Annotated in this window: 16 protein-coding genes; 14 read left to right on the top strand and 2 right to left on the bottom strand. The window is 34.1% G+C overall.

Going from position 1 to position 16,339, the window contains the following annotated elements; all coding sequences use genetic code 11:
- Window positions 1–306 precede the first annotated feature (306 nt).
- The gene (locus tag AC6HVZ_RS02465; protein ID WP_497556541.1) at window positions 307–549 is read right to left on the bottom strand and encodes a ferredoxin; all 243 of its coding nucleotides are present in this window, start codon (window positions 547–549) and stop codon (window positions 307–309) included.
- Window positions 550–720: 171 nt separating this feature from the next.
- On the opposite strand from AC6HVZ_RS02465, the gene AC6HVZ_RS02460 reads away from it, so the two are divergent.
- The 8 genes from AC6HVZ_RS02460 to AC6HVZ_RS02425 all read left to right on the top strand — a co-directional run bounded on the left by AC6HVZ_RS02460 (window position 721) and on the right by AC6HVZ_RS02425 (window position 8,661).
- Window positions 721–1,782, top strand: a complete 1,062-nt coding sequence (locus tag AC6HVZ_RS02460) for a YpbB family protein (protein WP_497556540.1) — start codon at window positions 721–723, stop codon at window positions 1,780–1,782.
- Between the two features lie 5 nt (window positions 1,783–1,787).
- Window positions 1,788–3,338: a RecQ family ATP-dependent DNA helicase gene (locus tag AC6HVZ_RS02455; RefSeq protein WP_497556539.1), complete on the top strand. Its 1,551-nt coding sequence runs from the start codon at window positions 1,788–1,790 to the stop codon at window positions 3,336–3,338.
- On the top strand, window positions 3,325–3,891 hold the full coding sequence (locus tag AC6HVZ_RS02450; protein ID WP_497556538.1) for a CPBP family intramembrane glutamic endopeptidase: 567 nt from the start codon (window positions 3,325–3,327) through the stop codon (window positions 3,889–3,891). The genes AC6HVZ_RS02455 and AC6HVZ_RS02450 overlap by 14 nt, the downstream gene beginning before the upstream one ends.
- Window positions 3,892–3,902: 11 nt before the next feature.
- Complete coding sequence (locus AC6HVZ_RS02445; RefSeq protein WP_497556537.1) at window positions 3,903–4,241, top strand: hypothetical protein; 339 nt, start codon at window positions 3,903–3,905, stop codon at window positions 4,239–4,241.
- A gap of 324 nt (window positions 4,242–4,565) precedes the next feature.
- A complete protein-coding gene (locus AC6HVZ_RS02440; RefSeq protein WP_497556536.1) occupies window positions 4,566–5,336 on the top strand; it encodes a metallophosphoesterase in 771 nt (256 codons plus the stop codon).
- Window positions 5,337–5,465: 129 nt separating this feature from the next.
- Entirely contained in the window at window positions 5,466–6,050 is a 585-nt protein-coding gene (locus AC6HVZ_RS02435; protein ID WP_497556535.1) for a genetic competence negative regulator, read from the top strand.
- 246 nt (window positions 6,051–6,296) lie between these two features.
- Window positions 6,297–7,574 (top strand): Glu/Leu/Phe/Val family dehydrogenase, encoded by a 1,278-nt coding sequence (locus tag AC6HVZ_RS02430; protein WP_497556534.1) that lies wholly within the window; start codon window positions 6,297–6,299, stop codon window positions 7,572–7,574.
- A gap of 109 nt (window positions 7,575–7,683) precedes the next feature.
- Window positions 7,684–8,661 carry a YpdA family putative bacillithiol disulfide reductase gene (locus AC6HVZ_RS02425; protein ID WP_497556533.1) on the top strand — a complete coding sequence of 326 codons (978 nt, stop codon included), beginning with the start codon at window positions 7,684–7,686 and terminating at the stop codon, window positions 8,659–8,661.
- Between the two features lie 201 nt (window positions 8,662–8,862).
- Here AC6HVZ_RS02425 and AC6HVZ_RS02420 read toward each other — a convergent pair whose 3' ends face one another.
- Window positions 8,863–9,834: an asparaginase gene (locus tag AC6HVZ_RS02420; protein WP_497556532.1), complete on the bottom strand. Its 972-nt coding sequence runs from the start codon at window positions 9,832–9,834 to the stop codon at window positions 8,863–8,865.
- Window positions 9,835–9,922: 88 nt separating this feature from the next.
- Between AC6HVZ_RS02420 and prsW the strand changes: the two genes are divergently transcribed.
- The 6 genes from prsW to rpsA all read left to right on the top strand — a co-directional run bounded on the left by prsW (window position 9,923) and on the right by rpsA (window position 16,172).
- Window positions 9,923–10,600: a glutamic-type intramembrane protease PrsW gene (gene prsW, locus AC6HVZ_RS02415; RefSeq protein WP_497556531.1), complete on the top strand. Its 678-nt coding sequence runs from the start codon at window positions 9,923–9,925 to the stop codon at window positions 10,598–10,600.
- Between the two features lie 142 nt (window positions 10,601–10,742).
- A complete protein-coding gene (sleB, locus tag AC6HVZ_RS02410; RefSeq protein ID WP_497556530.1) occupies window positions 10,743–11,573 on the top strand; it encodes a spore cortex-lytic enzyme in 831 nt (276 codons plus the stop codon).
- 15 nt (window positions 11,574–11,588) lie between these two features.
- Window positions 11,589–12,932: a germination protein YpeB gene (ypeB, locus tag AC6HVZ_RS02405; RefSeq protein ID WP_497556529.1), complete on the top strand. Its 1,344-nt coding sequence runs from the start codon at window positions 11,589–11,591 to the stop codon at window positions 12,930–12,932.
- Between the two features lie 97 nt (window positions 12,933–13,029).
- The gene (locus AC6HVZ_RS02400; RefSeq protein ID WP_497556528.1) at window positions 13,030–13,686 is read left to right on the top strand and encodes a flagellar brake protein; all 657 of its coding nucleotides are present in this window, start codon (window positions 13,030–13,032) and stop codon (window positions 13,684–13,686) included.
- Window positions 13,687–13,849: 163 nt separating this feature from the next.
- Window positions 13,850–14,524, top strand: a complete 675-nt coding sequence (gene cmk / locus AC6HVZ_RS02395) for a (d)CMP kinase (protein WP_497556527.1) — start codon at window positions 13,850–13,852, stop codon at window positions 14,522–14,524.
- A 517-nt stretch (window positions 14,525–15,041) separates the two neighbouring features.
- Complete coding sequence (gene rpsA, locus AC6HVZ_RS02390) at window positions 15,042–16,172, top strand: 30S ribosomal protein S1 (protein ID WP_497556526.1); 1,131 nt, start codon at window positions 15,042–15,044, stop codon at window positions 16,170–16,172.
- Window positions 16,173–16,339 lie beyond the last annotated feature (167 nt).

The following is a 16,339-nucleotide window of genomic DNA, read 5'->3' as shown; positions in this document are numbered from 1 at the left end:
ACGTAAGATACTATATCAGAATTCAAATATGTGGAGGACCTTAAACTTGAAGAAACTGATGTAGACTGTCCGATAGAGAACCATCTCTACGTCCAAACGAAGCGAGCCTAAAGGTTTATGTTTACTAAACATAATAAAAAATGCTTTAGAAGTTATTTTCTAAACCACTTTTTATTTTGATTTGCTATAATAAAAGATAGGGGAATATTGTGAACTAATCCTGATTCTGTTCAAGGGTCTTTAGGTCATACCATGAGGTACTAACATTCAGTGGGGGAGGAAGGGAAACCCCCACTGAATGAAGTTTCACTTTATTGGGTCACCATCAAATGGTTTGTCTGAAATTTTAATTGAATCAGTTGGACAACCTTCACGGGCGTCAACCATGTCATCCTCTAAAAATTCCCCAACTTCTGCTGTTCCAGTATTATCATCCAACACCACATAGGCGAGACCTTCATCATCGTAATCATATATATCAGGAGCCGAAGCCCCACATGCAGCACAGGCAATACATGTTTCCTTATCCACAATTGTGTATTTTGGCATGTAGCTTACCTCCTAAAACTCCTTACATTAGCGATCTGCCCTCTAAAATAATTGTAAAACTGATTATTTAGCAATTCAAGTGAAATTTAACGTAATATGAGCATAATATTTTTAATTTCGGTTAATTTACAAAATCGCCATATTCTAATTTATTTAAAGGAGGTCTTGAAAATGGTAGTCGAAGGTATTATTTTAAAATGTAGTTTAAATATACGAGGGGAACGTACAGATTCAGCCATATACCATATACTAAAGGGGAAAAGATCCATACAGACGATTCAAGACATACACCTATATCAGCTTGAAAATTTTTTTGGAATCTATAAAAACCTAAAGAAGTATCTATTTGATAGGGATATCCGTAATTTAAACGCCAAGGGATTTCTCCAAAGAATATCAGATACAGAACCCCTGTATAGAACTACAACCGCTGGAAAAGAGTGGCTTAATCAGCGTACCCTTGAAATTCCTTTTAACTATTTTGCTGGTTTAAAATATAATGAAATCTCACAGGTTTTTTTGGAAAGATTAACGCTATTAATTCAGACATTAACCAATAGCCATATGAGATACTATCATTTTATTCCAGTCATTGATAATAATTCGGTTGAAAATTGGGTTAAAGTACTTTTTTTAAAAATGAAATCACAGGAATCCAGAATTCTGTTAATAATCTATCGAGAACTGGCAAGTTTACTTCATTATTTATCTGATCAGGAAGCAGACATGTTTGTTGATCGATTATCAGGTTATAAGAACTATGGGTTTAGTGTTCATCAGCTAGCTGTTAAATACAATATGACAAGTGAAGATATCCAGTTGTATTTTACTGGTATAATTCATCGTATGCTAACAATTATTGAAAATGCGAGTTCCAATTTTCCTTTTATGTCATTTATAACAAATGACATATCGAACAAGCAGTTTATTACAAATTCTGCAAACAATACAGATACATTTTTAAAAAGGGGTTATTCGATGGACACAATTGCGAAACTTAGACAGCTAAAAATCAATACTATTTATGATCATATCGTTGAGATTGCTTTATATGATTCAAATTTCCCGATTTATGACTACGTTTCAATGGATCAACAACAGGAAATTATAAAAGTCTCAAGTATAACTCAATCCTATAAATTAAAAAGGATTAAACAATTAGTAAACGAAAATATTAGTTATTTTCAAATTAGACTTGTGCTGGCCCATGCCAAAAATGTACTTAGGAGGTGATTGATATGGTGAGTCAGCCGGTATTGGAAAATTATTTACAAACCTATTTTGGCTATCATTCTTTTCGATTAGGACAAAAAGAGATCATTCAGGATATAATGGAAGGTAATGATGTACTGGGAGTTTTGCCAACGGGCTCAGGTAAGTCAATTTGTTATCAGTTGCCTGCAAGGTTATTAGATGGTATAACAGTCGTTGTATCCCCACTTATTTCCCTGATGATTGATCAGGTAAAACAATTAAAAGCGATTCATTTCAAAGATGTAGTGGCTTTAAATAGTTTTATGGAACCAACAAAGAGAAGAAATGTTTACCGGAAATTGCATACATATAAAATTATTTACGTATCTCCGGAGTTGCTGCAAAATCAAGCATTACAACAGATCCTCAGCGCATTAAATATAAGCTTGTTCGTAATTGATGAGGCCCATTGTATTTCACAATGGGGATATGAATTCAGACCAGATTACCTAAAATTAAATGCAATGGTTGAAACGTTAAATAATCCCGTTATACTGGCTTTGAGTGCAACAGCAACACCCAATGTGCAACATGACATCGTACATGCTCTGAAAAGACCGAACATTAGAAAGCATATTTATCCAATGGATAGGGATAATATTACCTTTTGTATACAGGAAGTATCTGATGATAATGAAAAGGTATCCATCCTTGGTAATTTATTATCCAATTATCAGCTTCCAACCCTAATCTATTTTTCAAGCAGACGAACTTGTGAAGACATTTCGAAAATCCTAGCTGCAAAAAACCCATTAAGGCGGATTGCTTTTTATCATGGTGGGATGGAGCAAGTAGATCGCATTGCTATTCAACAGCAATTTATGAATGATCAATTGGATATAATTTGCTGTACAAGTGCATTTGGAATGGGGATTAATAAGGGCAATATTCGCCTGGTGATTCATTATCATCTTCCTCCACAACTGGAATCATTTATTCAGGAGGTTGGCAGGGCTGGTAGAGATGGAGAGTCAAGTTTAAGTTTGTTACTATTTTCCGATAAAGATGTTTATCTCCCTAAAAGAATTATAGAAAATGAATTGCCTTCCACACAGGATTTACAGTCGGTCCTTACTCGATTGCGAGATATGTTTAATTCGAAAGATAAGCTGCCTTCGAATGAACAGCAAGTGGAAAGTATATTGCAACTAAGTGAAATACAGTGGCGATTCCTGCGTTTTCAATTTGAAAAGCATGGTATGATTGAAGAAAATACTATTTTATATGAGAGAGAAACTTGGAAAAAAGTATACCACAAAGTAAATCATCTTATAATTGAACGATCATTATTGAAAGAAAGCAAGTTAAAAGAAATAATCCAATGGATACGTCATAAAGAATGCCTACGTAAATATTTATACAAAAGCTTTCAACCTTCTTACCGTAAGCCTAAGTTTCAATGCTGTAGTAATTGTGGTTTTTCCTTAGCAAATTGGAATCCAGTAGAGACAAAAAGCGGGAAAAATATGGAGTTAACGTGGGAAAATAAACTAAAAAAGCTATTATTAATTGGAGTAAACGATGAAGCAGAGTGAATTAATCAAACAATTATCAGATGAGGAATTAAAAAAACAATTACTATTATCACAATTACTATTTTTGTCCATCGGTCTTCTCTTAAGCCTATTTCTTTTTGAAAATCCTGCCGAATGGTTAATTTATTTTAAATGGAATTTAAAAGACATTCTTTTTTACGGAATAGTACCGGGTTTGCTTATTGTAGTAATAGATATAATATTAATTTTCATTGTTCCAAAAAAGTACTATGATGATGACGGAATAAATGATAGAATTTTTAACAACCAATCCATTTTCTATATATTTATCATTTCTTTAATCGTTGCTGTCTCTGAGGAGCTATTATTCAGGGGCGTTATCCAAACATCTTTCGGATATGTGTTTGCAAGTGTATTATTTGCACTTATTCATTTTAGATATTTAAAAAAGCCGGTTTTGCTGATCTCTATATTGTTTGTAAGCTTTTTAATCGGTTATATGTTTGAAGTTACAGGAAATTTAATTGTAACAATTACAGCTCATTTTATTGTAGATTTTTTATTGGGATTAGTTATTCGCTTTAAAAAGTGAGGTGCTTTCAATTGGAAAATAAAACAGATCAGCATGAAAACCAGGCAACAGAACTACGTAAACTATTGGAGGAAGTCCAGCAGGGTGAAACAGTACTTCACCATCAGCCAAACGCAAAATCAGAAAACGAAATGGAGCAAGTCAGAGATATAGATATACTTAATTTACCTCGTAGAAAAGATGTTCATGGAAAAAATACAAACAGAACCCATATAAAAATAAGGATTCCACTTTTGCGTTTCTTGTTAGTTATTATTATTCTTCTAGGTCTCGGAGTGGGAGCCTATTATTTTTATGGGGAAGAAATAAGTGATTTATTTTCTAATTTATCACGCATTAACGGGCTGTAATACCCCCACCTCTAAGCGTGAGAAATCCCAAACGTGAAGGTGTGGGAGGTAGGGAAACCCCCAATGAATAAAGTTTTACTTTATAATAGCTATGCTGAACTGATTTCATGATTTCAGCATAGCTATTGGCCATTTTATTAGATTTGTATTTATATCTCTATAGTAGATATAAACTGTGAAATAATTAAATATACCTTTCAATTTATTTGTAAAAAAACACCTTAAATACTCAAGCGATTGAATGAACAACTTTAAAAATAACTTTGTGCAACTATTAATATGTATTATATAATTATGGAAGTCTTAGTATAGGAGTTGTTTTGATTGGTTTATTTAAATTTAATATTAATTTTTATGTTTCTTCCTATTTATATGTTTTTTAAAGCACATCATGATACGATTAATTATAGAACTATTTTTGACGAAAGATTACCATTCAATTTTAATAATTTCCGTATTTTTTTTATATCAGATATCCATCGGCGATATATAAATGAAACTACAATTAAATCAATCAAACAATCGATTGATGCTGTTATTATTGGTGGTGACTTAACTGAAAAAGGGGTACCACTAAAACGCACAATCGAAAACATCAGAAGATTAAAAAGATGGAATGTTCCCATCTATTTTATCTGGGGAAACAATGACTATGAAGAACATCCCGAGAAAATTCACTCCATGCTGATGAAAGAAAATGTTACGGTTTTAGCAAACGATCATCAAGATATCATCAGAGGAAATCACAGCATAAGCTTATTGGGGTTGGATTGCACTTCATATAGTGAAGCGAGAATAGATATCGCTAAACAAGGTGCAATTGGAGAATACTTTATTTTAACAACACATGCACCTAAAGGGTTTGATGAGCTTGATGCAACTCAAAAGAACAGCATACATACTGTATTAGCAGGTCATACACATGGAGGCCAAATAAGAATTTTCGGTTATGGTCCATATGAGAGAGGTAGCTTTCAACAATTAGGTTATACAAATAAATTAGTTAGTGAAGGCTATGGGTATACAGTTTTACCTTTTCGATTAGGTACAAATTCAGAGTGTCATGTCATTACATTTTCAAATAATATAGAATAAAAGTATAGGTTCAGTTCAACAATTTCACATAATGCATATAGTGTATAAAGTGCAGAAAAATTTGCTGTTTTTTAACAATGCAGATAATCTTATTTTATTAATAAATGGTTACTTAAAGGAGGATACTGTATGCGTATTGAAAGAGTGTCCGATAATCAATTTATGATTTTTTTAACATTTGATGATTTAATAGATCGTGGCTTTACAAAAGAAGATTTGTGGCATGATGCGTCAAGTGTCCGTAATTTGTTTAGCGATATGATGTATGAAGCCAGTACAGAACTAGGATTTGAATTAGATGGGATGTTGCTGGTGCAAGTGCATTTGATGCAGGCACAGGGGATGCACGTTATCGTTACACAAAAACATGAAAATATAAATTGGGATGAGGATTTCATTGAAATGAAAGTAACCTTGGATGAAAGCAAAGAATTAATTTTCTCTTTCGCAGAGTTTGAAGATGTGATCCAAGTAGCTTCTTATTTAACAGTATTATCGATCGAGGGAGGTCAGGTTTATCATATGGATAATCGGTACTATATGTTATTGAATGATGAAGATCTGGCAAATAAAAACAAAGAAAATATTATTGCGATTATGTCTGAGTATTCTTATCCCAGTATTATTACTTCCTATAGATTAAAAGAGTATGGAAAAGTGATCTTCCCGAAAAATGCAGTGAAACAAATCACTCATCACTTTTATAACAATTAACGCTTGATTTGCGATAATTGATCATAAAGGTTGTACACCATAATAAGTATTGAAATTTATACAATAATTCATGTAGAGGAAAAAGATTTTATTCCTATCAGCAAAAGGAATAATTTGTATATGTAAATAAATAATTTATTGCCAAAAAAGAATTACATTTTATTGCATATTTCTTATGAAGGTGTATACTAATCTCTGAGTACAGCTATTAATAAAATATTATTGGATAATCTAGGAGGTAAATTCATGGTAGCCGACAAAACAGCAGATTCTACCAAAGAAGGTAATAAAATCGATGTGTTAAGTTCAACACGAACTGTTGTAAAGACTGCATTGGAAAAATTGGGGTATCCAGATGAAGTTTTTGAACTACTAAAGGAACCGATCAGAATGATGACGGTAAGAATACCTGTTCGTATGGATGATGGATCTATAAAAATTTTTACTGGTTATCGTGCCCAGCACAATGATGCAGTAGGACCTACTAAGGGTGGGGTTCGATTCCATCCGGATGTAACTGAAAAAGAAGTCAAAGCATTGTCCATTTGGATGAGTTTAAAGGCTGGGATTGTTAACCTTCCATATGGTGGTGGTAAAGGTGGAATAGTTTGTGACCCTCGTGAAATGTCATTCCGTGAGCTGGAAGGGTTAAGTAGAGGTTATGTGCGTGCAATTAGTCAAATTGTAGGTCCGACAAAAGATATTCCTGCACCGGATGTGTTTACAAATTCGCAAATAATGGCATGGATGATGGACGAATATAGTCGTATTGATGAGTTTAACAGTCCAGGATTTATTACTGGAAAACCAATTGTTCTTGGTGGTTCTCACGGAAGAGAATCTGCGACAGCAAAAGGGGTTACAATAGTTCTTAATGAAGCGGCTAAGAAAAAGGGTATTGATGTAAAAGGTGCCCGGGTTGTCGTACAGGGTTTTGGAAATGCGGGCAGCTTCTTATCAAAGTTCCTGCATGACGCTGGTGCAAAAGTAATCGGAATTTCAGATGCATATGGAGCATTGCATGATCCGGACGGTCTAGATATTGATTATTTACTCGATAGAAGAGATAGTTTTGGAACAGTTACAAAATTATTTAATAATACAATTACGAATAAAGAATTGCTGGAGTTGGATTGTGATATTTTAATTCCGGCTGCAGTTGAAAGCCAAATTACTGAAGCAAATGCCCATGAGATTAAAGCAAGCATTGTTGTTGAAGCAGCAAACGGGCCGACAACGATGGAAGGAACTAAAATTTTAACTGAAAGAGGAATTCTTTTGGTACCAGACGTGTTAGCATCTGCTGGCGGTGTAACCGTTTCTTATTTTGAGTGGGTACAGAATAACCAAGGATATTATTGGACTGAAGAAGATATTGATGAAAAATTACATGAAATCATGATTAAGTCATTCAATACCATTTTTAATACTGCTGAAACAAGACGTGTAGATATGAGATTGGCAGCATATATGGTTGGTGTTAGAAAAATGGCAGAAGCCTCCAGATTCCGTGGTTGGGTGTAAAACAGAACGTAATAAATGACGAAAAAACTCTTATCATGTATAGTTAGATAAGGGTTTTTTTATGTTTATAATCATAAAAGATAATAGAGAATAAAGGAAGTGCGTAGTTGTGCAGGAAGAAAAGGTTATTATTATCGGTGGGGGACCTTGTGGTATGTCATGTGCGATCGAGCTGCAAAAACATGGCATAAATCCATTGATTATCGAGAAGGAAAACATTGTAAATACAATTTATAATTTTCCAACCCACCAAATGTTTTTTAGTTCCAGTGAAAAGCTAGAGATCGGGGATATGCCATTTATAACTGAAAATAAAAAACCTGTAAGAAACCAAGCTTTAGCATATTATCGTGCTGTAGCAGAACGTAAAGATCTTCGTGTAAATACGTTTGAAAAGGTTACAGAAGTTAAACTCGATGGGAATGGATTTCTAATTCATGCGTTAAATAACATACAAGAAATATGCAGTTATAAAGCAGACCACGTCATCATTGCAACAGGATACTATGATCAGCCCAATTATCTGAATATTCCTGGGGAGAAATTAGAAAAAGTGATGCATTATTTCAAGGAAGCCCATCCTTATTTCAATAAAGATGTTGTTATTATCGGTGGGAAAAATTCTGCTGTTGATGCTGCATTGGAGCTTCATAAAGCTGGAGCACGCATTACTGTGTTTTATCGTGGTGAGGAATATTCCAAAAGTATTAAACCCTGGATACTTCCGGAGTTTGATTCCTTAATAAAAAAGGATCTTGTGCAGATGCATTTTAATTCACACATTACCAAAATAACAAATAAGGATGTTTACTATACAATTAATGGTGAAACGAAGAAAATAAAAAATGATTTCGTCTTTGCGATGACTGGTTATCAACCAGACCTTTTATTTCTTGAAAATATCGGAATAGAAATTGACGAAATAAGTGGAATCCCTTACCATAATGAAAATACATTTGAAACGAATATTCGAGGAATTTATATAGCAGGTGTGGTTGCTGCTGGTTATAATAATAATAAAATATTTATAGAAAATGGACGCTTTCATGGACAGATGATTGCTGAATCGATAATTAAAAAAAGCTAGCAGAGTAAAGTATGCTAGCTTTTTTTAATTCTCTTTCGTAAGTTTTTGGTATGCACTTCGTTCGACCGATCCAAATAGTCAGACTGCGCACTGCTCGCCCCATCGAAACCACTTGTTGCTATTTAATCGTCGCAGTAGTTGTAAAAGTTGACAAAGGCTTATATCCCAATCTTTTACATAACAGCCTTTTTATAGAGGTCGTTATAGTTCTTTTTCAAAAATCCTTTTCAATAAATTAAAATCATTTGTTTTTTCCAGTGCAATTAATAATTTAATTCGTGCCTTTGGACCTGTTAGACCATTGGTGAAAATAACTCCCATTTCCTTTAACTGTCTTCCTCCACCTTCGTACCCATACGTTGGTTGCACGATTCCCCGGAAACACCTGGAAACAAGAATAACAGGGATCTGATTATCTAACATTTTTTGTAATGGGATGATTGCTTGTTTCGGTAAATTTCCCTGACCTAATCCTTCAATTACTAATCCATCTGGCTTTGCTTGATGTAAGGCATCTATAATTTGTTCATCCATTCCAGCAAATGCTTTCAGCAGGAAAACATTTTTGGATATATTTTCTACCGGGTGGCAGTAACGTGATATGACTGTATGATGGAATATGATCGAATCTTTCGTTACTATTCCGATTGGTCCATATTGTGGGCTTTGGAATGTGGCAACATTGCTGCTCGAAGTTTTTGTCACATTTACAGCTGTATGGATTTCATCATTCATAACTACTAATACACCTTTAAAGGATGCCTCGTCCTCAACAGCTACCCGAACAGAACTGATTAAATTGTATAACGCATCTGAGCCAATCTCATTGATTGATCTCATTGCTCCAGTTAAAATTACTGGTTTGTCTGTTTCAAGAACCAAATTTAAAAAGTAGGCTGTTTCTTCCAGCGTATCTGTACCATGTGTTACGACAACTCCATCGTACAAAGAAATTACTTGCTTTATTTTCTTAGCTATCGCCAACATGTGTTTAGGAGTTATTTGTGGAGAAGGGAGCTCGTATTCGATTATTTCGTCAATCCTAGCATATGGTTGAAAATAAAAAGATCGATCGCTTAAAGGATGTTTGGTTGTTGTAGTTACTTCTCCAGTCTCTTTATTTTCCAGCATAGAAATCGTACCACCTGTATGAATAATTAATATATCTTTCATTTTTATCACCAGCTTTATGTTTGCTATTTTCATTCCTATTACTTCATGATACGATAAAAGTAATGTAATTGGAAAGAGGGTTTAAACAATGTTTGCTATTTTATCTGCTGGGATAGCCCCTACACTAGCATTAATGTCTTTTTTTTATTTAAAAGACCAATTTACGGAGCCGCTCCCGTTAATTATAAGAACTTTTTTATTTGGATCGATCCTTGTATTTCCAATTATGTTTATTCAGTATGCTTTTTCAGTAGAGGGACTAAATGAAAATAATTTGGTAAACTCATTCCTACTCATAGCATTAACTGAAGAGTTTTTCAAATGGTTTATTTTTCTTTATACCATCTATCATCATTCCGAATTCGATGCTCATTACGATGGAATTGTATATGCTGTCGCGATCAGCTTAGGGTTTGCAACAGTTGAAAACATTTTGTATTTACTTACCAATGGAATAGAATATGCGTTTTCAAGAGCATTGTTTCCCGTTTCATCACATGCCTTATTCGCTGTGATTATGGGATATTATTTTGGAAAGGCAAAGGTAAATAAAACACATAAGAAAAGAAATATAGCATTGGCATTTTTTTTACCGTATGTGCTACATGGAACATATAATTATATTTTAAAAACAGTCACAAGTAACTGGCTTTTCTTATTAATACCTTTCATGATAGCATTATGGGTCATTGCCTTACATCGGGTAAAGGTAGCAAATAAATCTACTCCTAATCTTATTCTTCAAAAAGAAAAACAACAAGCCTAAAATCCTCTGCAGATAGCAAACAGGGGTTTTTTTATTGATTTCTTATTCACATTATAAACTACATGTCTTATTTGTGAATAAAATGGAGATTTATTCAAAAAATAGGTATTACAAATATAATAACAAAGCAGGAGGAAAAACTATGACCTATAAAAAAATCTCCCTTTTATTCATTGTTATCTGTTGTTTGTTTATAGGACTTCAGGCAACACATTCGCCAAAACCGATCAGTGCTTTTAGTGAACAAGTAATTCAACATGGTGCTGTGGGTGACGATGTCATTGAACTACAAGCGAGATTACAATATTTAGGGTTTTATAATGGCAAGATAGATGGCGTTTTCGGCTGGGGAACTTACTGGGGTCTACGAAATTTCCAGTATGAATTCGGACTTGAAATAGATGGATTGGCTGGACAAACTACAAAACAAAAATTAGTTGATGCAAGTAATTATGATGAGAAATATGTGAAGGAACAAATAAATCAGGGAAAAAGGTTTACACACTATGGTGGGGTGGATAATAAAAAGCAGTCTGCGCCAAATTCGGCTAAAGACTCGGGAGGGGGAGAACAAGCTACAACCACCAATACAGCATCGGTAAATGTACCACAGGGTTATTCACAAAATGATATTCAATTAATGGCAAATGCAGTTTATGGGGAAGCAAGAGGGGAACCCTATGTTGGCCAAGTCGCTGTAGCAGCAGTTATTTTAAACCGGATAGAAAGCCCGACATTTCCTAATAATGCATCAGGTGTCATTTTTGAACCCAGGGCCTTTACTGCAGTGGCAGATGGGCAAATTTGGCTGACACCAAATGATACTGCCAGACAAGCTGTATTAGATGCAATAAATGGCTGGGATCCAACTGGCAATGCTTTATATTATTTCAATCCAGACACTGCCACATCTGCCTGGATCTGGACAAGGCCGCAAATTAAAAAAATCGGAAAACATATATTTTGTAAATAGAAAGGTGTGATTCGTATGGTTCGATGGATATTAATAGCAATCCTTTCATTAGGAATTGCTGGTACAGCAGTTTGGGGTTATCAGGAGCACCAGGAGAAGAATGAAATTCTAATACAAGCGGAAAATACGTACCAACGCTCTTTTCATGAACTTTCTTATCATATAGATTTGTTACATGACAAAATCGGTACGTCCTTGGCAATGAATTCAAATCAAAGACTATCTCCACAATTAGTCGATATATGGCGTTTATCTTCTGAAGCGTTATCAAATGTAGGCCAATTACCTTTAGGTCTGCTACCTTTTAACAAAACAGAGGAATTTTTATCTAATATTGGAGATTTCACCTATAGAACTGCAGTAAGAAACTTAGAGGATAATCCGCTTTCAGATGAAGAAACAAAGTCCCTAGAAGATTTATACAAACAATCAGGAAATATTAAAGACGAATTAAGACAGGTGCAGCATATTGCATTAGAAAATAATTTGCGCTGGATGGATGTTCAATTAGCTTTAGCCAATGAAGATGAACAAATGGATAATACAATAATAGATGGATTAAAAACGGTTGAAAAGAAAGTAGAAGGCTTTGCGGAGAGCAATGTGGATTCTTCTATAATAGGAACTTCTTCAAAGGAACATCAATATAAGTTTCTAACTGGGGATAAAATAAATGAGGAAGAAGCATTGACCAAAGGAAAAAAACTATTTAATGTCGATAATGAGGATAATTTAACTATAACCAAAAGTGGAGAAGGTGCAGATATTCCAATGTACAGCATTTCCTACCGCAACGGAGAAAAAAACGCATATATGGATATGTCAGTACAAGGAGCGCATCCAATCACACTTTTAGTTGATAGACCGATTGAAGAAAAAAAATTAAGTTTAAATGAGGGTTTAAAGAAATCAGAAGAATACCTAAAAAAGTTCGACTTTGAAAATATGACAATCTTTCAAAGCAGTGAATACAATAACATTGGTGTATATTCTTTTTTATATAATGAAGATGGTGTTAGGGTGTATTCTGATGCAATGGAAGTAAAAGTAGGATTAGATAATGGTGATATACTCGGTTTTACCGCAAGAAACTATTTTATGAATCATACAGATCGAGACATACCAGAACCCGAAATTTCAAAATCAGAGGCAGAAGAAGCGGTAAACCCAAATGTGGATATACAGGAAGATTTCCTGGCAGTTATTGACAATGATTTAGGAGAAGAAGTGTTAACATATGAATTTTTAGGGATACTAGGTAATGAAACCTATCGAATCTTTATAAATGCGATGAATGGTCATGAGGAAAAAGTTGAAAAGTTAGATGGTACAGAAATAAATTATGCCGGAACCTTTTAGGGAGAGATAAAAATCTTTCCCTTTTTTGACTTTTCTGTAATAATAGGTATATCGGATTATATTCAAAAAACTTTATAGAGTAATATGGGGGGTACGCATGAAAATAGCCACTTTACTTCATTTGAAACTAAAAGATTCGGATACAGGAGAAATCAGTAAATATCGCTGTAAAGTTATAGAAAAAAATGAGCATTACTTATTCATTGATTACCCCATTAGTGATAAGACAATGAAAACAGCTTTTATTCCTAAGGGTGTAATTTTTTCGGTTACATTTGCTGAAACAGATAAGGCAATTTATCAATTCCAATCAGAAATCGTTGCGAAAGTAAAATTGAATGTACCTGCATTAGCAATTAAATTACCGAATAAAAATAAAATTCAGCGAATACAACGACGTGAATTTGTTCGGGTTAATGCAGCTGTTGATGTGGCAATTCACAGTAGTGATCATAGTTTTACCCCTTTCGTAACAGTCACTTCTGACATAAGTGGTGGTGGCTTGTCAATAATCGTACCAAAAGCAATTAACCTTGATACACATCAAACAGTTGATGTTTGGTTAGTATTACAAATGAATTCGGGTACATTCCAATATGTTTATACACAAGCAGAAATTGTGTTTATTAAAACAATAAATTCCATTGTAACTGCTTCTTTGAAGTTTATATCTATAACAAGTAAAGCTCAACAACAAGTGATAAGCTATTGCTTTGAAAAACAGCGAGAAGCACGAAAAAAAGAGTTAACGTAATTTCTTATGTATAATACCTTTTATAAACTGATAGACCATTTTTAAATCAGTATGTTATTATAAATTAGACATGTTAAACAATAAACTTGGCTATAGCCAAGTTTTTTCAAAGTGAATATACTTCGTTTATTTTAGCTGAGTAATGAGAGGAATGATTTCATCAATGAATACAATCAGGATCGCAATTGATGGTCCAGCAGCGGCTGGAAAAAGTACAGTAGCGAAAATTGTTGCTGAACAGCTCTCCTATATTTATATTGATACAGGTGCAATGTATCGGGCTTTAACATTAAAAGCTCTGAGGAGATCACTTCAGCTGGAAGATGAACAGCCATTGGTTGATTTATTACAACATACTGTAATTGAACTTAAACAAAGTGAAAACGGACAGCTGGTATTATTGGATAGGGCTGATGTAACAGCAGAAATACGCTCTCAAAAAGTTACAAACAATGTATCCTATATAGCAGCACATCCTAAAATTCGAAAAGAAATGGTTAAAAGACAACAGGCGTTGGCAGAAAAACGTGGAGTTGTTATGGATGGAAGAGACATAGGTACCCATGTACTTCCGGATGCAGAGGTGAAAGTGTTTTTAATTGCGACAGTTGAAGAAAGAGCAAAGCGCAGATATGAAGAAAATATCAAAAAAGGTTTTACAACAAATCTGGAAGATCTAAAAAAAGAAATTGAACAAAGAGATTTAATTGATTCTAAACGTGAGGTAGCACCATTAATTAAAGCTGATGATGCTATCGAGATAGATACAACATCCTTATCAATTAATGAAGTTGTAGAGCGGATTTTAACTGAAGCTTCCACGGTAACGAATTACTAAATTGTACTTTTAATATCTCTAAAGGAATTAAGTCATGAATCTATAAAATAGCAAAGATTTTTTGTTGTCATTTTGTTTTTTTACTTTTTCGTATTCGTGCGTATTCAACAGGAGGGTAAAAAAGTCCGAGGTTGGCTAAAAAATCACCAGAAATAAACTACTTTACTTGACAAATAATTGGAATTATTAGAAGTTATAAAAAAGAAGACTTTTAATTATACTATCAGATCGTGTTCAAAAGGAGGATAAAAAGGATCGAGGTCGGCTAAGTTCGCAAGTATTCTATTGCAACATCAACACTTGTGCGTCCTGTGCGTTGAAGTTCGGCGGTGTAGTTTCAAGCACAAGGATAGCCTCACCAAATATACATGACACGGAGGAATTGTGTTCTACCTTTCCATGGGGGGGAGAAACAAGTCAACAAGATTCGTCGATGCGTTATTATACCGGACTTTTTGAACATCCACAATCATTTTATTGTTATAGGGTTAATGAACTGTATTAGGAGGCTAGGAAAATGAGTGAAGCGAATAATGAATTACCAAAAGTAAACGTAGGAGATACAATTACAGGAACTGTTGTAAAATTGGAAGAAAAGCAAGTTCTTGTTGATATTGGATATAAAACAGAAGGAATTCTTCCAATTAGTGAATTATCTAATCTTCATGTTGAATCAACAAGCGATGCTGTAAAAGAAGGGGATTCACTTACATTAAAAGTGAAAAAGATCGATGATGATGAAGTAATTCTTTCTAAAAGAGCAATTGACACCGACAAAGCATGGGATCAATTAGAACAAAAATATAATAATAGTGATGTGTTTGAAACAGAAGTGAAAGAAGTAGTTAAAGGTGGTCTGGTGGTAGATGTAGGTATTCGCGGATTTATTCCGGCCTCTTTAGTTGAAACATTTTTTGTAGAAGATTTTACTGATTATAAAAACAAAATGTTAACAGTAAAGATTGTTGATTTAAATAAGGAACAAAACCGTATTATACTATCCCATCGGGCAGTTGTAGAAGCAGAAGCTGATTTACAAAAAAGCGCTTTATTGCAATCGCTAAAAGCAGGTCAGGTTCTGGAGGGAACAGTTCAACGGCTGACAAACTTTGGTGTGTTTGTCGATATTGGAGGAGTTGATGGACTTGTTCATATATCTCAATTAGCACATCAACATGTAGAAAAAGCAGCTGATGTTGTTTCAGAAGGTGACAAAATTAAGGTTGAGGTATTATCTGTTGATCGAGATAATGAACGTATTTCTTTATCACATAAGAATACAACTCCGGGACCATGGGAGAACATTGAAGGCCGTATTTCAAATGGTGATATCCTTGATGGTACTGTTAAAAGACTTGTTAACTTTGGAGCATTTGTGGAGATACAACCTGGAGTGGAAGGTTTAGTTCATATTTCACAAATAGCTAACAGACACATTGGTACACCACAAGAGGTTCTGGAAGTCAACCAACAAATAAGAGTTAAAGTATTGGATGTAAGTGAAAAAGAAGAGCGTATATCGCTTAGTATAAAAGAATTAGAACAAGAACAGGTAGCTAAAGAGGTTAAACAGTACGAAAAAGATGATGATCAGTCCGGGTTTCAGATAGGCGATTTTATTGGGGATAAGCTCAATAAATATAAATAAAAATACATGACAAAAAGTCCTTTCCTAAATGGAGAGGATTTTTTTAGTGGTAATAAAGTATAAACGAAGTCGGCTCTTTCGCTGATTTCTTCAAATCTGACCTCTAGAAAGACGCTCTAGCATGTTTCTTAGTATAGAGAATAAAAATAATAGCTATAATGCCTAAT

It is taken from the genome of Oceanobacillus sp. NCCP-135 (assembly GCF_059698015.1).
The sequence above is the reverse complement of the archived record's forward strand: the minus strand, read 5'-3'. Positions and strand labels throughout refer to the sequence as shown.

Bases quoted from the DNA above. Each gene is read 5' to 3' on its own strand.
- AC6HVZ_RS02430 (WP_497556534.1), top strand. From the start codon at position 6,297: ATGGTAGCCGACAAAACAGCAGATTCTACCAAAGAAGGTAATAAAATC.
- AC6HVZ_RS02455 (WP_497556539.1), top strand. From the start codon at position 1,788: ATGGTGAGTCAGCCGGTATTGGAAAATTATTTACAAACCTATTTTGGC.
- AC6HVZ_RS02400 (WP_497556528.1), top strand. From the start codon at position 13,030: ATGAAAATAGCCACTTTACTTCATTTGAAACTAAAAGATTCGGATACA.
- AC6HVZ_RS02465 (WP_497556541.1), bottom strand. From the start codon at position 549: ATGCCAAAATACACAATTGTGGATAAGGAAACATGTATTGCCTGTGCT.
- AC6HVZ_RS02435 (WP_497556535.1), top strand. From the start codon at position 5,466: ATGCGTATTGAAAGAGTGTCCGATAATCAATTTATGATTTTTTTAACA.
- rpsA (WP_497556526.1), top strand. From the start codon at position 15,042: ATGAGTGAAGCGAATAATGAATTACCAAAAGTAAACGTAGGAGATACA.
- AC6HVZ_RS02420 (WP_497556532.1), bottom strand. From the start codon at position 9,834: ATGAAAGATATATTAATTATTCATACAGGTGGTACGATTTCTATGCTG.
- sleB (WP_497556530.1), top strand. From the start codon at position 10,743: ATGACCTATAAAAAAATCTCCCTTTTATTCATTGTTATCTGTTGTTTG.
- AC6HVZ_RS02460 (WP_497556540.1), top strand. From the start codon at position 721: ATGGTAGTCGAAGGTATTATTTTAAAATGTAGTTTAAATATACGAGGG.
- AC6HVZ_RS02450 (WP_497556538.1), top strand. From the start codon at position 3,325: ATGAAGCAGAGTGAATTAATCAAACAATTATCAGATGAGGAATTAAAA.
- ypeB (WP_497556529.1), top strand. From the start codon at position 11,589: ATGGTTCGATGGATATTAATAGCAATCCTTTCATTAGGAATTGCTGGT.
- cmk (WP_497556527.1), top strand. From the start codon at position 13,850: ATGAATACAATCAGGATCGCAATTGATGGTCCAGCAGCGGCTGGAAAA.
- prsW (WP_497556531.1), top strand. From the start codon at position 9,923: ATGTTTGCTATTTTATCTGCTGGGATAGCCCCTACACTAGCATTAATG.